Source organism: Pseudomonas sp. (genome assembly GCF_049300855.1).
Taxonomy (GTDB): Bacteria; Pseudomonadota; Gammaproteobacteria; order Pseudomonadales; family Pseudomonadaceae; genus Aquipseudomonas.
The window spans coordinates 164,252-177,587 of sequence record NZ_JBAQKH010000030.1 but is presented as its reverse complement, the minus strand read 5'-3'; the positions used below and the strand labels follow the sequence as shown (position 1 = coordinate 177,587).

Sequence of the window (13,336 nt, the reverse complement as noted above, 5' to 3'; positions counted from 1 at the left end):
TTTTTTTCCGATGTAAAAAAACCGGCTGATATAGCCGGTTTTTTTGTGCCTGATTATTCGTGAATCAGCGGTAACTCCAGCAGGAACGTGGTGCCTTGATCCACCACGCTGCGGCATTCGATTTTACCCCCATGGTGATCAACCACCGCTTTGACCATCGACAGGCCCAGCCCCACGCCATCGATGCCTTGGGCGGAGGAAAAACGCCGGTACTGACTGAACAGATCCGGCAATTCATCGGCGGCGATGCCTTTGCCTTGATCCGACAGTTCGCAACGCAACCATTCCTCCTGACAGCTCACATGCAACCGGACAGTGGTGTCTGGCGGACTGTACTTGATGGCGTTTTCCAGCAAGTTGAACAGTGCACGGGTCAGCAAGCCTTGGTCAGCCGAGATCAGCCGCTCCTGGGATTCCTCATCCATGTTGTGGAGCAGCTCAATGCGTTTCTGCTGGGCGATGGGCAGTGCCTGGTCCAGCACGTCCAGCACCAACATCGCGAACAGACTTGGCTGGAACTGATACGCCTCGGATTCGGCCCTCGCCAGTAAAACAAAACCGTCAGTCAGATCCAGCGCGCGACGCACCTGACGTTCGATCTGTTCGAACAGCGGTGTATCGGCGCCAGCCTGGTGCCGGTGGACATCGAGCAAGGCAAGGATCGCCGAGTGCGGAGCACGCAGATCGTGCGAGAGGAACCGCAGCAGAACTCCGCGTTGCTCCTCGGCGGCCCGTTCGGCGCTGAGGTCGGTCAGGCTGAGCAGCCAGCCTATCGGGGTGTCGCCGTCAACCGGCAGCAACGCGGCACGCTCCAAGCGCAGGCTGCGCTCCTTGTTGTCGCGGAATTCCAGCAGCGGCAGGGCGGACAGCGTCGGTCGCGCCGCTGTGGATAATTCCGGATAACCCAGGCGCGCCAGCTGATCAAGCACGTCATCCCCCACCAGCGCATGATCAAACAGCGCGCGGGACTTGCGGTTACCCAACAGGATCTGCCCCTTGGGATCAGTGATCAGCGTGGCGACCGGCAAGTACTCCAGGCCATCGGCAATAAACCGCCGCGTATCGCGGGTACGGCTCATGGCCTGCTCAAGCGCCATGATCTGACCCTGCAGGCGATCAGCGCCGGTGAATTGCGAGCGACGGCGTTCAGGAAACACTTTCGGTTCGCGATCCAGCCGTGCCAGTTCCCAACCGAAGTAGGTCAGCACCACGCTTAAGCGCCGCCAGTTCCAGATCAGATAACCGAACAACATCCCCAGCACCGCCGGTGTCGGCGACCACCAACGGCGCATTTCCGCTAACCCCGCACTGGCCAGCAGCGCGCACGCCATGCCGATCAACGTGATCCAGAGCGCCCAACGCGGACGCCATAACAGCAGGCCAAGACTGCCGGCCACCAAAGCAACCGACAATAGCGCGCCGATGGCGGGAGTCGCATCGTGCAAGTTGATCTGCGCGCGATAAGACAGCAGCGCAGTCAGCGGCAACAGCACTAGACTTATCCACAACCATTCGCGCACCAGTTGGCGAAACAGGCGCTGCACCTGACTCGGCTCTCGGCTTTCACGCCGGCGATCGTGGTTCATGTGGAAAAAGGGCAGGGCAATTTGAATGGTTTCATAGGCCACAGGTCTGAGACGTAGACCCGAAGAATCATAGCGGACGTCGACCAACGGCGGGCCGCTTACTTTCACTGCGAGGGCCGAGCGACTATGGTTGTCCGCCAACTGCCCAAGCAACAAGGAATAACCGCGAATGCGCGTTGCGATTCTGGACGACGAACCCGCCGAACTGCGCCGGGTCGAGCAAACCCTGCAGCAAATGGCCGATGCCGGCGAACAGCCGTGGTCACTGCACAGCTTCGAGCGTGGCGAAGACCTGCTGCGCCAACTGCGCCGGGAAACCTTCGACCTGCTGATCCTCGACTGGCAACTGCCCGACCTCACCGGCCTGGCCCTGCTACGCTGGACCCGTGAACACATGGAAGCGCCACCGGCGGCAATCATGCTCACCAGCCGTGATGGCGAGAGCGATATCGTTCAGGCGTTGAATGCGGGGGCGGATGATTATGTGAGCAAGCCGTTTCGGCCGAATGAGTTGAAAGCGCGGGTGGCTGCAGTGCTCCGACGGCATAGCCAGCAACGGGCGGCGGCGACGGAAGTGCTGAGCTTCAATGATTTGACGTTTGATGACGCTGAACTCACCGTCACTCGAGAGGGAAAGCCGATTGTCATGACCGAGCGCGAGTATCGGCTGGCGCGGTGTCTGTTCAGCAATCTGGGGCGGCCGCTGTCGCGGGATTATCTGTATGAGCGGTTTTGGCCGCATGAGGAGATGGCTTCGTCGCGGCCGCTGGATACGCATATCTATCGGCTCCGGAACAAGCTCGGGCTGACGGCGGATCGGGGTTGGCAGCTGTTGACGATTTATGGGTATGGGTATCGGTTGGAGAGTGTGTCTGCGGCCTCCGAGTAAAAGATCAAAAGATCGCAGCCTTCGGCAGCTCCTACAGAGATCGATGTAGGAGCTGCCGCAGGCTGCGATCTTTTGATCCGCCAATAAAAAGGCCAACGCAATGCGTTGGCCTTTTTATTTGACGCAAACGAGGATCAGAAATCCAGGTTCGAAACCGCCAACGCATTGCTCTCGATGAAGTCACGGCGAGGTTCGACCGCATCACCCATCAGGGTGTTGAAGATCTGGTCTGCGCCAATGGCGTCTTCGATGGTGACTTTCAGCATGCGACGCACGCTTGGGTCCATGGTGGTTTCCCACAGCTGATCCGGGTTCATTTCGCCCAGACCTTTGTATCGCTGAATGGTGTGGCGCTTGGTGCTTTCGGTCATCAGCCAGTCCAAGGCTTCCTTGAACTCGGTGACCGCTTTCTTGCGCTCGCCACGCTGGATGTACGCGCCTTCGTCGAGCAGGGTGCTCAGTTGAGCGCCGAGGGTGACGACGGTTTTGTAGTCGTTGCTGCCGAAGAAGTCGCGGTTGAAGGTGACGTAGTTCGACAGGCCATGGGAGATCAGTTCGACCTCTGGCAGCCACACGCCACGTTCACGGTCTTCACGCAGGCTGGCCTTGTAGACCAGACCGGATTTCTCGACGGTGCGCAGACGTGCTTCGTACTGGGCCAGCCACTCTTGCATCGCGGCGTGGTCGCCGAGCTTTTCCAGGCTCACGGCCGGCAGGTAGATGAAGTGCTCGGTCAGTTCCTGTGGGTACAGGCGCGACAGACGCTTGAGGGTCTTCATCACCATGCGGAAGTCGTTCACCAGACGCTCAAGCGCTTCACCGGAAATGCCCGGGGCTTCTTCGTTCAGGTGCAGGCTCGCGTCTTCAAGGGCCGACTGCGTCATGTACTCTTCCATGGCGTCGTCGTCTTTGATGTATTGCTCTTGCTTGCCTTTCTTGACCTTGTACAGCGGCGGCTGGGCGATGTAGATGTAGCCACGCTCGATCAGCTCCGGCAACTGACGGAAGAAGAAGGTCAGCAGCAGCGTACGGATGTGCGAACCGTCGACGTCAGCATCGGTCATGATGATGATGTTGTGATAACGCAGCTTGTCGATGTTGTACTCGTCGCGACCGATACCGCAGCCCAGCGCGGTGATCAAAGTGCCCACTTCCTGGGAAGAGATCATCTTGTCGAAACGCGCTTTCTCGACGTTGAGGATCTTGCCCTTCAACGGCAGGATCGCCTGGGTCTTGCGGTTACGTCCCTGCTTGGCAGAGCCGCCCGCGGAGTCACCTTCCACGAGGTACAGTTCAGAGAGTGCCGGGTCTTTTTCCTGGCAGTCAGCGAGCTTGCCTGGCAGGCCAGCGATGTCCAGCGCGCCTTTGCGGCGGGTCATCTCACGGGCCTTGCGCGCCGCTTCACGGGCACGGGCAGCGTCGATCATCTTGCCGACGACCAGCTTGGCTTCGTTCGGGTTTTCCAGGAGGAAATCGGAGAAGTACTTGCCCATCTCCTGCTCGACCGCGGTCTTCACTTCGGAAGACACCAGCTTGTCTTTGGTCTGCGAGCTGAACTTTGGATCCGGCACTTTCACCGAGATGATCGCGGTCAGGCCTTCACGGGCATCGTCACCGGTGGTGGCGACTTTGTGCTTCTTCGCCAGACCTTCCTGCTCGATATAGTTGTTCAGGTTCCGCGTCAGTGCCGAACGGAAGCCCACCAGGTGGGTACCGCCGTCGCGCTGTGGAATGTTGTTGGTGAAGCACAACAGGTTCTCGTTGAAGCTGTCGTTCCACTGCAGGGCGATTTCCACGCCGATGCCGTCTTCACGCTGGATGTTGAAGTGGAACACCTGGTTGACCGCAGTCTTGTTGGTGTTCAGGTACTCAACGAACGCACGCAGGCCGCCTTCGTACTTGAACAGCTCTTCCTTGCCGCTGCGCTCGTCCTTGAGGACGATGCCGACACCGGAGTTGAGGAAGGACAGTTCACGAATACGCTTGGCGAGGATGTCCCAGCTAAAGTGGATATTCTTGAAGGTGTCAGCCGATGGCTTGAAGTGAATCTGGGTGCCGGTGGTTTCGCTATCGCCAACGATGGCCATCGGTGCCTGAGGCACGCCGTGGACGTAGGTCTGTTCCCAGATCTTGCCGCTGCGGCGTACGGTGAGCACCAGCTCTTCGGACAGTGCGTTCACTACCGACACGCCTACACCGTGCAGACCGCCGGATACTTTGTAGGAGTTGTCGTCGAACTTACCGCCAGCGTGGAGGACGGTCATGATGACCTCGGCGGCAGAAACGCCTTCCTCTTTGTGCACGTCTACCGGGATGCCACGGCCGTTGTCTTTAACGGTAATGGACTCATCCGGGTGGATGATGATGCTGATGTCGTCGCAGTGGCCAGCGAGGGCTTCGTCGATCGAATTGTCGACCACCTCGAACACCATGTGGTGCAGACCGCTGCCATCGTCGGTGTCACCAATGTACATACCGGGACGTTTGCGTACGGCATCCAGGCCTTTCAGCACTTTAATGCTCGTTGAGTCGTACGTATTTTCTTCGCTCAATGCCTTCACTCCCGATGGTCGTGGGTCTGGGTGATACGGCCCTGTTCCACGTGGAACAGAGCGACTGGCGTTTCCGTCTGCCAGCCTTCCCTCAATAATTCGTGATCTACACAGGTGATGAACACCTGGCAGCGTAAGTCTTCCAGCAAGCGGCACAACGCGCGTCGGTGGTTCTCGTCCAGTTCGGACGGCAGGTCATCCACCAGATAAATACACTGACCGCGACGGGCCTGGCTAACCAGGTGCCCTTGGGCAATCCGCAGTGCACAGACCACCAGCTTCTGCTGACCCCGGGACAAGATGTCCGCGGCGTTGTGTGCGCCCAATCTAAGACGCAAATCAGCTCGTTGCGGTCCGGCCTGGGTATGACCCATTTGCTGATCCCGTTGCACGGAACCGGCCAGTACGGCGCTCAATTCCCGGTCTTTGTCCCAGCCTCGGTAATAGCTGAGCGTCAAACCTTCGAGCTCAACCAGTTCGCTCAAGGTTTGTTCAAAGACTGGTTTCAAGGCTTTGATGTAGGCGCGGCGGTATTCATCGATTTCAGCGCTGGCCTGGCACAGTTCCCTGTCCCAAACCGCTTGCGAAACGGCGTCAAGTGTACCATGCCGCAGCCAGGAGTTTCTCTGGCGCAGGGCCTTCTGCAAACGCTGCCAGGTGGCCATGAACCGTGGCTCGACATGGAACACACCCCAATCGAGAAACTGCCGGCGAATCTTCGGTGCGCCTTCGAGCAGACGGAAGCTGTCGGGGTTGATCAACTGCAGCGGCAGGATCTCCGCCAACTGCGCGGCACTGCGCGCGTTCTGGCCGTCGATGCGGATCTGGAACTCGCCCTGACGGTCTCGGGAAATGCCCAAAGCGCTATGGCCACCCTCGGCCAATTCGACCTGACCGAACACGGTACAGGCGAGTTGTTCGTACTGGATGACCGGCAACAGACGCGTGCTGCGAAACGAACGGGCAAGCCCCAGCAGATGAATGGCTTCCAGAACACTGGTTTTGCCGCTGCCGTTGGCGCCGTAAAGAATGTTGATGCGGGGGGAGGGGGAGAAGGTCACCGGGTGCAGATTGCGCACCGCGGTGACCGAAACACGACTTAAGGACATCCAGGATCAGCTGATTACAGACGCATCGGCATGACAACGTAAGCCGAATCGTCGTTGTCGGACTCTTGCACCAGCGCACTGCTGTTGGAGTCGGACAGGATCAGACGAACCTGCTCGGTGGTCATCACGCCCAGCACGTCGAGCAAATAGCTCACGTTGAAGCCGATTTCCAGCGACCCGCCGTTGTATTCAACGCCCACTTCTTCTTCCGCTTCTTCCTGCTCCGGGTTGTTGGCCTGGATTTTCAACTGACCGCTGGCCAGTTGCAGACGGATACCGCGGTACTTCTCGTTGGACAGAATCGCGGTACGGCTGAACGCTTCACGCAGTGCCTGGCGATCGCCGAGTACCAGCTTGTCACCGCCCTTCGGCAGCACACGTTCGTAATCCGGGAATTTGCCGTCGACCAGTTTCGAGGTGAAGGTGAATTCGCCGGTGGTGGCGCGGATGTGGTGTTGACCCAGAACGATGCTGACATTGCCGTCCGGCTCAGTGAGCAGACGTGCCAGTTCAAGGATACCTTTGCGCGGCACGATCACCTGGTGGCGATCCGGCTGGCCGATATCGGCTTTCATCGAGCACATGGCCAGACGGTGACCGTCTGTAGCCACCGCGCGGATGATGCCTTCGGACACTTCCAGCAGCATGCCGTTGAGGTAATAACGCACGTCCTGCTGAGCCATGGCGAAACTGGTGCGTTCGATCAGACGACGCAGTTTGCTTTGCTCAAGGCTGCAGGTCAGCGAACCCGGACCTTCTTCAACAGTCGGGAAATCGTTGGCCGGCAGCGTCGACAGAGTGAAACGGCTGCGACCCGCCTTGACGACCAGCTTCTGCTCGTCGACCTTGATGTCGATCAGCGCATCGTTGGGCAAGCTTTTGCAGATGTCCATCAGCTTGCGCGCAGGCACGGTGATAGAACCTGTTTCAGCCGGCTCTTCAAGTTGCACACGACCGACCAGCTCGACCTCAAGGTCGGTACCGGTCAGCGACAGTTGCTGGCCTTCGACTACCAACAGCACGTTGGACAGTACCGGCAAGGTCTGTCGACGCTCGACGACGCCTGCGACCAGTTGCAGGGGTTTCAACAGGGCTTCGCGTTGAATGGTGAAATGCATGGTCTAGTCCCTTGCCTTAATAAGCTGCGCTGGTGTTCATCAAGTGGTCAGTGTACGCAGCAGGTTCTTGTAGTCCTCGCGGATGTCCGCGTCGGATTCCTTAAGTTCGTTGATCTTGCGGCAGGCGTGCAACACGGTGGTGTGATCGCGGCCGCCAAACACATCGCCGATTTCCGGCAGGCTGTGGTTGGTCAGTTCCTTGGACAACGCCATGGCTACCTGACGTGGACGTGCGACCGAGCGCGAACGGCGCTTGGACAGCAGATCCGAGATCTTGATCTTGTAGTACTCGGCGACGGTGCGCTGAATGTTATCCACAGAGACCAGTTTGTCCTGCAACGCCAACAGGTCTTTCAGGGATTCGCGAATCAACTCGATGGTGATGTCGCGGCCCATGAAGTGCGAGTGGGCGATCACGCGTTTCAGCGCGCCTTCCAGCTCACGGACGTTGGAACGAATGCGTTGGGCAATGAAGAACGCGGCGTCGTGCGGCAAGTCAACTTTGGCCTGATCGGCCTTCTTCATCAAGATCGCCACACGGGTTTCCAGCTCCGGCGGCTCGACGGCAACCGTCAGGCCCCAGCCAAAGCGGGATTTGAGGCGCTCTTCAAGGCCTTCGATTTCTTTCGGGTAGCGGTCACTCGTGAGAATGACCTGCTGGCCACCTTCAAGCAGGGCGTTGAAGGTGTGGAAAAACTCTTCCTGCGAACGCTCTTTACGGGCGAAGAACTGAATGTCGTCGATCAGCAGTGCATCCACCGAGCGGTAGAAACGCTTGAACTCGTTGATCGCGTTCAGTTGCAGCGCCTTGACCATGTCGGCCACGAAACGCTCGGAATGCAGGTACACGACCTTGGCATTCGGGTTCTTCTTTAACAGGTGGTTACCCACCGCGTGCATCAAGTGAGTTTTACCCAGACCGACGCCACCATAAAGGAACAGTGGGTTGTAGCCATGCTTGGGGTTATCCGCCACTTGCCAGGCCGCCGCGCGGGCGAGCTGGTTGGATTTACCTTCGACGAAGTTTTCGAAGGTAAAGGTGCGGTTCAAGTAACTGGTGTGCTTGAGCGCGCCTTCGACCTGCACGGAACGCTGTTCTGCACGAACCGGGGCTTGTTGCGACGCCGCGCCGGACATCGGATCGAAGCTGTCGCGCGATGGCTCATCGCTGACTTCGGGGCTCTTTTGCGTCGAACGCTTGGCCACCGGGGCTGGCGCCTGAGTCGGTGCCAAGGTACCCGCAGACGCAGCGTTTGCCTGGGCGTGGGAAACCTGTGCGGCGGCCAGCGGAGCATTCGGTGCGGCACGCGGAGCCGAACTGCGTTTGCTGCCTATTAATAAGGAGAGCGCCGGCGCCATGCCGTTGCCATGCTCATCCAGCAGTTCAAGGACGCGGCCCAGGTACTTTTCGTTGACCCAGTCCAGCACAAAACGGTTCGGTGCGTAGACGCGCAACTCGTCGCCTTCGGCTTCGACCTGTAGTGGACGGATCCAGGTGTTGAATTGTTGGGCAGGCAGCTCCTCGCGCAAAAGCTCCACGCACTGCTGCCAAAGTTCCACTGACACGGATATCCCCTAAGTTGAAAGCCGGTGAGGCAAAAACAAGCGGCCATTGTAGCGGCGAGCCGTCCACTTATCCACATGCGGGTTACTCACTGAACATGATTTATCAATGCGTTAAACCGCAAAAAGGCGACCAACGGCATGTGAATAAGCTCTGTGGATAACCGCCTCTGAGGGCACTGGACAAGTGGGGGCGAAACTCGGTGGATAACCTGCCTGTGGATAACAGGCCTTTCCACACACAGGTTATCCGATAGCGCAGCACAGGCTGACCACGGTTTTCCACTGTAGTTGTCATTCTCTGTACATCAGGTCGAACAAGGGCTGATGGCACTTATCCACAGAGGAAGGCGTGCCTAGCTTTTATAAGCTTTACAGAAAAGCTTTAAATAATTCCCTTCTTTATTTTTATGTATGGCGAACAGGTGATCGGGAGAAATGCTCTCGAGATCTATTTATAAGTAAACGTTGGTTGGAAATTGACCTGAAGGCTTGCTTTCTCTAGAATCCCCGGTCTCTTAAAACGGGGGCCATTCCGGCCCGTTGTGGACGAACCAGGTAACACGACATGAAACGTACTTTCCAACCAAGCACTATCAAACGCGCTCGTACCCACGGTTTCCGTGCTCGCATGGCTACCAAGAACGGCCGCGCAGTCCTGTCGCGTCGTCGCGCCAAAGGTCGTGCGCGTCTGGCAGTTTGATAATCCGGTACTGGAGGTGAGTCAGGACTTCAGTCGGGAAAAGCGTCTGCTTACTCCCCGGCATTTCAAGGCAGTCTTTGACTCCCCTACCGGCAAGGTTCCGGGGAAAAATCTCCTGCTCCTTGCACGCAACAACGATCTTGATCACCCCCGTCTCGGGCTGGTTATCGGGAAAAAGAGCGTAAAGCTCTCCGTTGAGCGCAATCGCCTCAAACGTCTGATGCGCGAATCGTTCCGTCTGCACCAGGATTCACTGGTCGGCTGGGACATCGTTATCGTCGCGCGCAAAGGTTTGGGTGATGTAGAAAACCCCGAATTGATTCAGCATTTCGGCAAGCTCTGGAAGCGTCTGGCTCGTAACAAGCCGGTTCCAGCAGTCAAAACCGAAACTGTAGGGGTAGACAGTCCAGATGCGTAAACTGGCACTCGTTCCGATCCAGTTTTACCGCTATGCCATTAGTCCCCTGATGGCCAATCACTGTCGTTTCTACCCCAGCTGTTCTTGCTACGCGTTAGAAGCCATCGAAAATCATGGCCTTCTGCGCGGTGGCTGGCTGACCTTTCGTCGTTTAGGTCGCTGTCATCCGTGGAATCCCGGTGGTTATGACCCGGTTCCACCTATCCCTACCTCCCGTTCTTCTTCGATGGCCGAGTAATCATGGATATCAAACGCACGATCCTGATCGTCGCCCTGGCAATCGTGGCCTACGTTATGGTCCTTAAATGGAACCAGGACTACGGTCAGGCTGCCCTGCCGACTCAGAATGTTGCTTCCAGTACGACTACATCCGGTTTGCCGGACACCGCCACTGGCAATACTGCTGCCGCCAGTGACGATATTCCGCGCGCCGCTAGCGATACCAGCGCACCTGCCGAAACTCCGGTAGCCGCCAGCAAGGATCTGATCCAGATCAAAACCGACGTGCTCGATCTCGCGATCGATCCACAGGGTGGTGACGTTGCTCAACTGACCTTGCCTCTGTATCCGCGTCGTCAGGATCGTCCTGATGTGCCGTTCCAGCTGTTCGATAACGGCGGCGAACGTGTTTATCTGGCACAAAGCGGTCTGATCGGCACCAATGGCCCGGATGCAAATCCGGCCGGTCGTCCGGTTTACTCCTCGGAGAAGAAGACTTATCAACTGGCTGATGGTCAGGACCAACTGGTCGTAGACCTGAAGTTCAGCAAGGACGGCGTCAATTACGTCAAGCGTTTCACCCTGAAACGCGGCCTGTATGACGTAGCCGTTTCCTACATTGTGGATAACCAGAGCGCTCAGCCCTGGAATGGCGCGATGTTCGCTCAGTTGAAGCGCGATAACAGCGCTGATCCTTCGTCCACAACGGCTACTGGCACCGCGACTTACCTGGGCGCCGCCCTGTGGACAAGTTCGGAGCCGTACAAGAAAGTGTCCATGAAGGACATGGACAAGGCACAGCTGAAAGAAACCGTCACCGGTGGTTGGGTAGCCTGGCTGCAACACTACTTCGTGACTGCGTGGATTCCGGCGAAGGGCGAAAACAACGTCGTCCAGACCCGTAAAGACAGCAAAGGCAACTACATCATCGGTTACACCGGTCCTACACTGACCGCTGCTCCGGGTGCCAAAGTCGAAACCAGCGCTGTGCTGTACGCCGGTCCGAAAAGCCAGGCTGTGCTGAAAGAGTTGTCCCCAGGTCTGGAACTGACCGTCGACTACGGCATTCTGTGGTTCATTGCCCAGCCAATCTTCTGGTTGCTGCAACACATTCACGCCATTGTCGGTAACTGGGGCTGGTCGATCATCTTCCTGACCATGCTGATCAAGGGTTTGTTCTTCCCTCTGTCGGCTGCCAGCTACAAATCGATGGCGCGCATGCGTGCCGTTGCACCGAAACTGGCTGCGCTGAAAGAGCAACATGGCGATGACCGGCAGAAAATGTCGCAAGCCATGATGGAGCTGTACAAGAAAGAGAAGATCAATCCGCTGGGCGGCTGCTTGCCGATCCTCGTGCAGATGCCGGTTTTCCTTTCGCTGTACTGGGTTCTGCTGGAAAGCGTGGAAATGCGCCAGGCGCCGTTCATGCTGTGGATCACTGACCTGTCGATCAAGGATCCGTTCTTCATTCTGCCGATCATCATGGGCGCAACCATGTTCATCCAGCAGCAGCTGAACCCGACACCTCCGGATCCGATGCAGGCGAAGGTCATGAAAATGATGCCAATCATCTTCACCTTCTTCTTCTTGTGGTTCCCGGCAGGTCTGGTGCTGTACTGGGTTGTGAACAACTGCCTGTCCATCACCCAACAGTGGTACATCACACGTAAGATCGAACGGGCTACCAAAGCAGCCGCTTGATTTACACTGTGGATAACCACTCAAAACGCCCCCTAGTGGGGCGTTTTGCTATCTGTCATTTTTGTCTGGATTCCGGTTAATGAGCGTACCTCGTGAAACCATCGCCGCCGTCGCCACTGCTCAAGGCCGTGGTGGTGTGGGCATCGTCCGTATTTCCGGGCCCTTGGCCAGTGTTGCGGCGAAAGCCATCAGCGGCCGTGAACTGAAGCCGCGTTACGCCCATTACGGGCCGTTTTTCAGCGACGACCAGCAAGTGCTTGATGAAGGTCTGGCGCTGTATTTCCCGGGGCCGAACTCGTTCACCGGTGAAGACGTGCTGGAATTGCAGGGTCACGGCGGCCCGATCGTTCTGGACATGTTGCTCAAGCGTTGCGTGGAATTGGGTTGCCGTTTGGCGCGTCCCGGTGAATTCAGCGAACGCGCCTTCCTCAATGACAAACTCGACCTGGCCCAGGCCGAGGCGATTGCCGATTTGATCGAAGCCAGTTCTGCACAGGCTGCGCGTAATGCCCTGCGTTCATTGCAAGGCGCGTTTTCCCAGCGTGTGCATAACTTGACTGAACAACTGATCGGTCTGCGCATCTACGTCGAAGCCGCCATCGACTTCCCGGAAGAAGAAATCGACTTCCTCGCCGATGGCCACGTGTTGAGCATGCTCGACAAAGTCCGTGATGAGTTATCCACAGTACTGCGTGAGGCTGGGCAGGGTGCCTTGCTCCGCGATGGTATGACCGTGGTGATTGCCGGTCGTCCGAATGCTGGCAAGTCCAGCCTGTTGAATGCGTTAGCGGGTCGCGAAGCGGCGATCGTCACCGAGATTGCCGGAACCACCCGCGACATTCTGCGTGAACATATCCACATCGACGGCATGCCGCTGCACGTTGTCGATACTGCAGGGCTGCGCGATACCGATGATCATGTGGAAAAGATCGGGGTCGAACGGGCATTGAAGGCCATCGGTGAAGCCGATCGAGTGTTGTTGGTGGTCGATGCGACTGCACCGGAAGCGCTCGATCCGTTTGCGTTGTGGCCGGAGTTCCTCGAAACCCGTCCGGATCCGGCGAAAGTCACCCTGATCCGCAACAAAGCCGATCTGACCGGCGAAGCCATTGCCCTGGAAACCAGTGAAGATGGCCACGTGACGATCAGCCTCAGCGCCAAGTCGGCCGGTGAAGGGCTGGACTTGCTCCGTGACCATCTCAAGGCTTGCATGGGTTACGAGCAAACGTCGGAAAGCAGCTTCAGTGCCCGCCGCCGCCATCTCGAAGCACTGCGCCATGCCAGTGCCGCATTGGAACACGGCCGTGCCCAGCTGACGTTGGCGGGCGCCGGTGAATTGCTGGCTGAAGATTTACGCCAGGCACAGCATTCCCTGGGCGAAATCACCGGGGCTTTCAGCTCTGATGATCTGCTGGGAAGAATCTTTTCCAGCTTCTGTATCGGTAAATGAAACCAGGGGCTGTGGAAAATTTATCCAC

General features: G+C 57.7%; 11 protein-coding genes. 6 read left to right on the top strand and 5 right to left on the bottom strand.

From position 1 onward, the window contains the following. Positions 1–53 precede the first annotated feature (53 nt). Positions 54–1,586, bottom strand: a complete 1,533-nt coding sequence (locus tag WA225_RS18420) for an ATP-binding protein (protein WP_422609030.1) — start codon at positions 1,584–1,586, stop codon at positions 54–56. A 169-nt stretch (positions 1,587–1,755) separates the two neighbouring features. Here WA225_RS18420 and WA225_RS18415 point away from each other — a divergent pair, with 169 nt between their 5' ends. Beyond that, entirely contained in the window at positions 1,756–2,475 is a 720-nt protein-coding gene (locus tag WA225_RS18415) for a response regulator transcription factor (RefSeq protein WP_034152192.1), read from the top strand. Positions 2,476–2,609: 134 nt separating this feature from the next. Here WA225_RS18415 and gyrB read toward each other — a convergent pair whose 3' ends face one another. From gyrB to dnaA, 4 genes are read right to left on the bottom strand one after another with little or no spacing between them, the layout of a single operon-like run. Further along, the gene (gene gyrB / locus WA225_RS18410; protein ID WP_422609029.1) at positions 2,610–5,027 is read right to left on the bottom strand and encodes a DNA topoisomerase (ATP-hydrolyzing) subunit B; all 2,418 of its coding nucleotides are present in this window, start codon (positions 5,025–5,027) and stop codon (positions 2,610–2,612) included. Between the two features lie 5 nt (positions 5,028–5,032). Beyond that, positions 5,033–6,136, bottom strand: a complete 1,104-nt coding sequence (gene recF / locus WA225_RS18405) for a DNA replication/repair protein RecF (protein ID WP_102355512.1) — start codon at positions 6,134–6,136, stop codon at positions 5,033–5,035. A 14-nt stretch (positions 6,137–6,150) separates the two neighbouring features. Beyond that, positions 6,151–7,254: a DNA polymerase III subunit beta gene (gene dnaN, locus WA225_RS18400; RefSeq protein WP_007911887.1), complete on the bottom strand. Its 1,104-nt coding sequence runs from the start codon at positions 7,252–7,254 to the stop codon at positions 6,151–6,153. Positions 7,255–7,293: 39 nt separating this feature from the next. Beyond that, positions 7,294–8,820, bottom strand: coding sequence for a chromosomal replication initiator protein DnaA (dnaA, locus tag WA225_RS18395; RefSeq protein WP_422609028.1), 1,527 nt, complete (start codon positions 8,818–8,820; stop codon positions 7,294–7,296). 565 nt (positions 8,821–9,385) lie between these two features. On the opposite strand from dnaA, the gene rpmH reads away from it, so the two are divergent. From rpmH to mnmE, 5 genes are all read left to right on the top strand, one after another. Beyond that, positions 9,386–9,520: a 50S ribosomal protein L34 gene (rpmH, locus tag WA225_RS18390; protein WP_003213577.1), complete on the top strand. Its 135-nt coding sequence runs from the start codon at positions 9,386–9,388 to the stop codon at positions 9,518–9,520. A 16-nt stretch (positions 9,521–9,536) separates the two neighbouring features. Then, positions 9,537–9,938, top strand: coding sequence for a ribonuclease P protein component (rnpA, locus tag WA225_RS18385; protein WP_011336726.1), 402 nt, complete (start codon positions 9,537–9,539; stop codon positions 9,936–9,938). Further along, positions 9,931–10,176, top strand: a complete 246-nt coding sequence (yidD, locus tag WA225_RS18380) for a membrane protein insertion efficiency factor YidD (protein WP_003213574.1) — start codon at positions 9,931–9,933, stop codon at positions 10,174–10,176. The genes rnpA and yidD overlap by 8 nt, the downstream gene beginning before the upstream one ends. A gap of 2 nt (positions 10,177–10,178) precedes the next feature. Next, positions 10,179–11,858 (top strand): membrane protein insertase YidC, encoded by a 1,680-nt coding sequence (gene yidC / locus WA225_RS18375; protein WP_422609027.1) that lies wholly within the window; start codon positions 10,179–10,181, stop codon positions 11,856–11,858. Between the two features lie 79 nt (positions 11,859–11,937). Next, the gene (gene mnmE / locus WA225_RS18370; protein WP_422609026.1) at positions 11,938–13,308 is read left to right on the top strand and encodes a tRNA uridine-5-carboxymethylaminomethyl(34) synthesis GTPase MnmE; all 1,371 of its coding nucleotides are present in this window, start codon (positions 11,938–11,940) and stop codon (positions 13,306–13,308) included. Positions 13,309–13,336 lie beyond the last annotated feature (28 nt).

Coding starts and splice junctions, on each gene's coding strand:
- WA225_RS18420 (WP_422609030.1), bottom strand. CDS start 1,586: ATGAACCACGATCGCCGGCGTGAAAGCCGAGAGCCGAGTCAGGTGCAG.
- yidD (WP_003213574.1), top strand. CDS start 9,931: ATGCGTAAACTGGCACTCGTTCCGATCCAGTTTTACCGCTATGCCATT.
- mnmE (WP_422609026.1), top strand. CDS start 11,938: ATGAGCGTACCTCGTGAAACCATCGCCGCCGTCGCCACTGCTCAAGGC.
- yidC (WP_422609027.1), top strand. CDS start 10,179: ATGGATATCAAACGCACGATCCTGATCGTCGCCCTGGCAATCGTGGCC.
- rpmH (WP_003213577.1), top strand. CDS start 9,386: ATGAAACGTACTTTCCAACCAAGCACTATCAAACGCGCTCGTACCCAC.
- recF (WP_102355512.1), bottom strand. CDS start 6,136: ATGTCCTTAAGTCGTGTTTCGGTCACCGCGGTGCGCAATCTGCACCCG.
- dnaN (WP_007911887.1), bottom strand. CDS start 7,254: ATGCATTTCACCATTCAACGCGAAGCCCTGTTGAAACCCCTGCAACTG.
- WA225_RS18415 (WP_034152192.1), top strand. CDS start 1,756: ATGCGCGTTGCGATTCTGGACGACGAACCCGCCGAACTGCGCCGGGTC.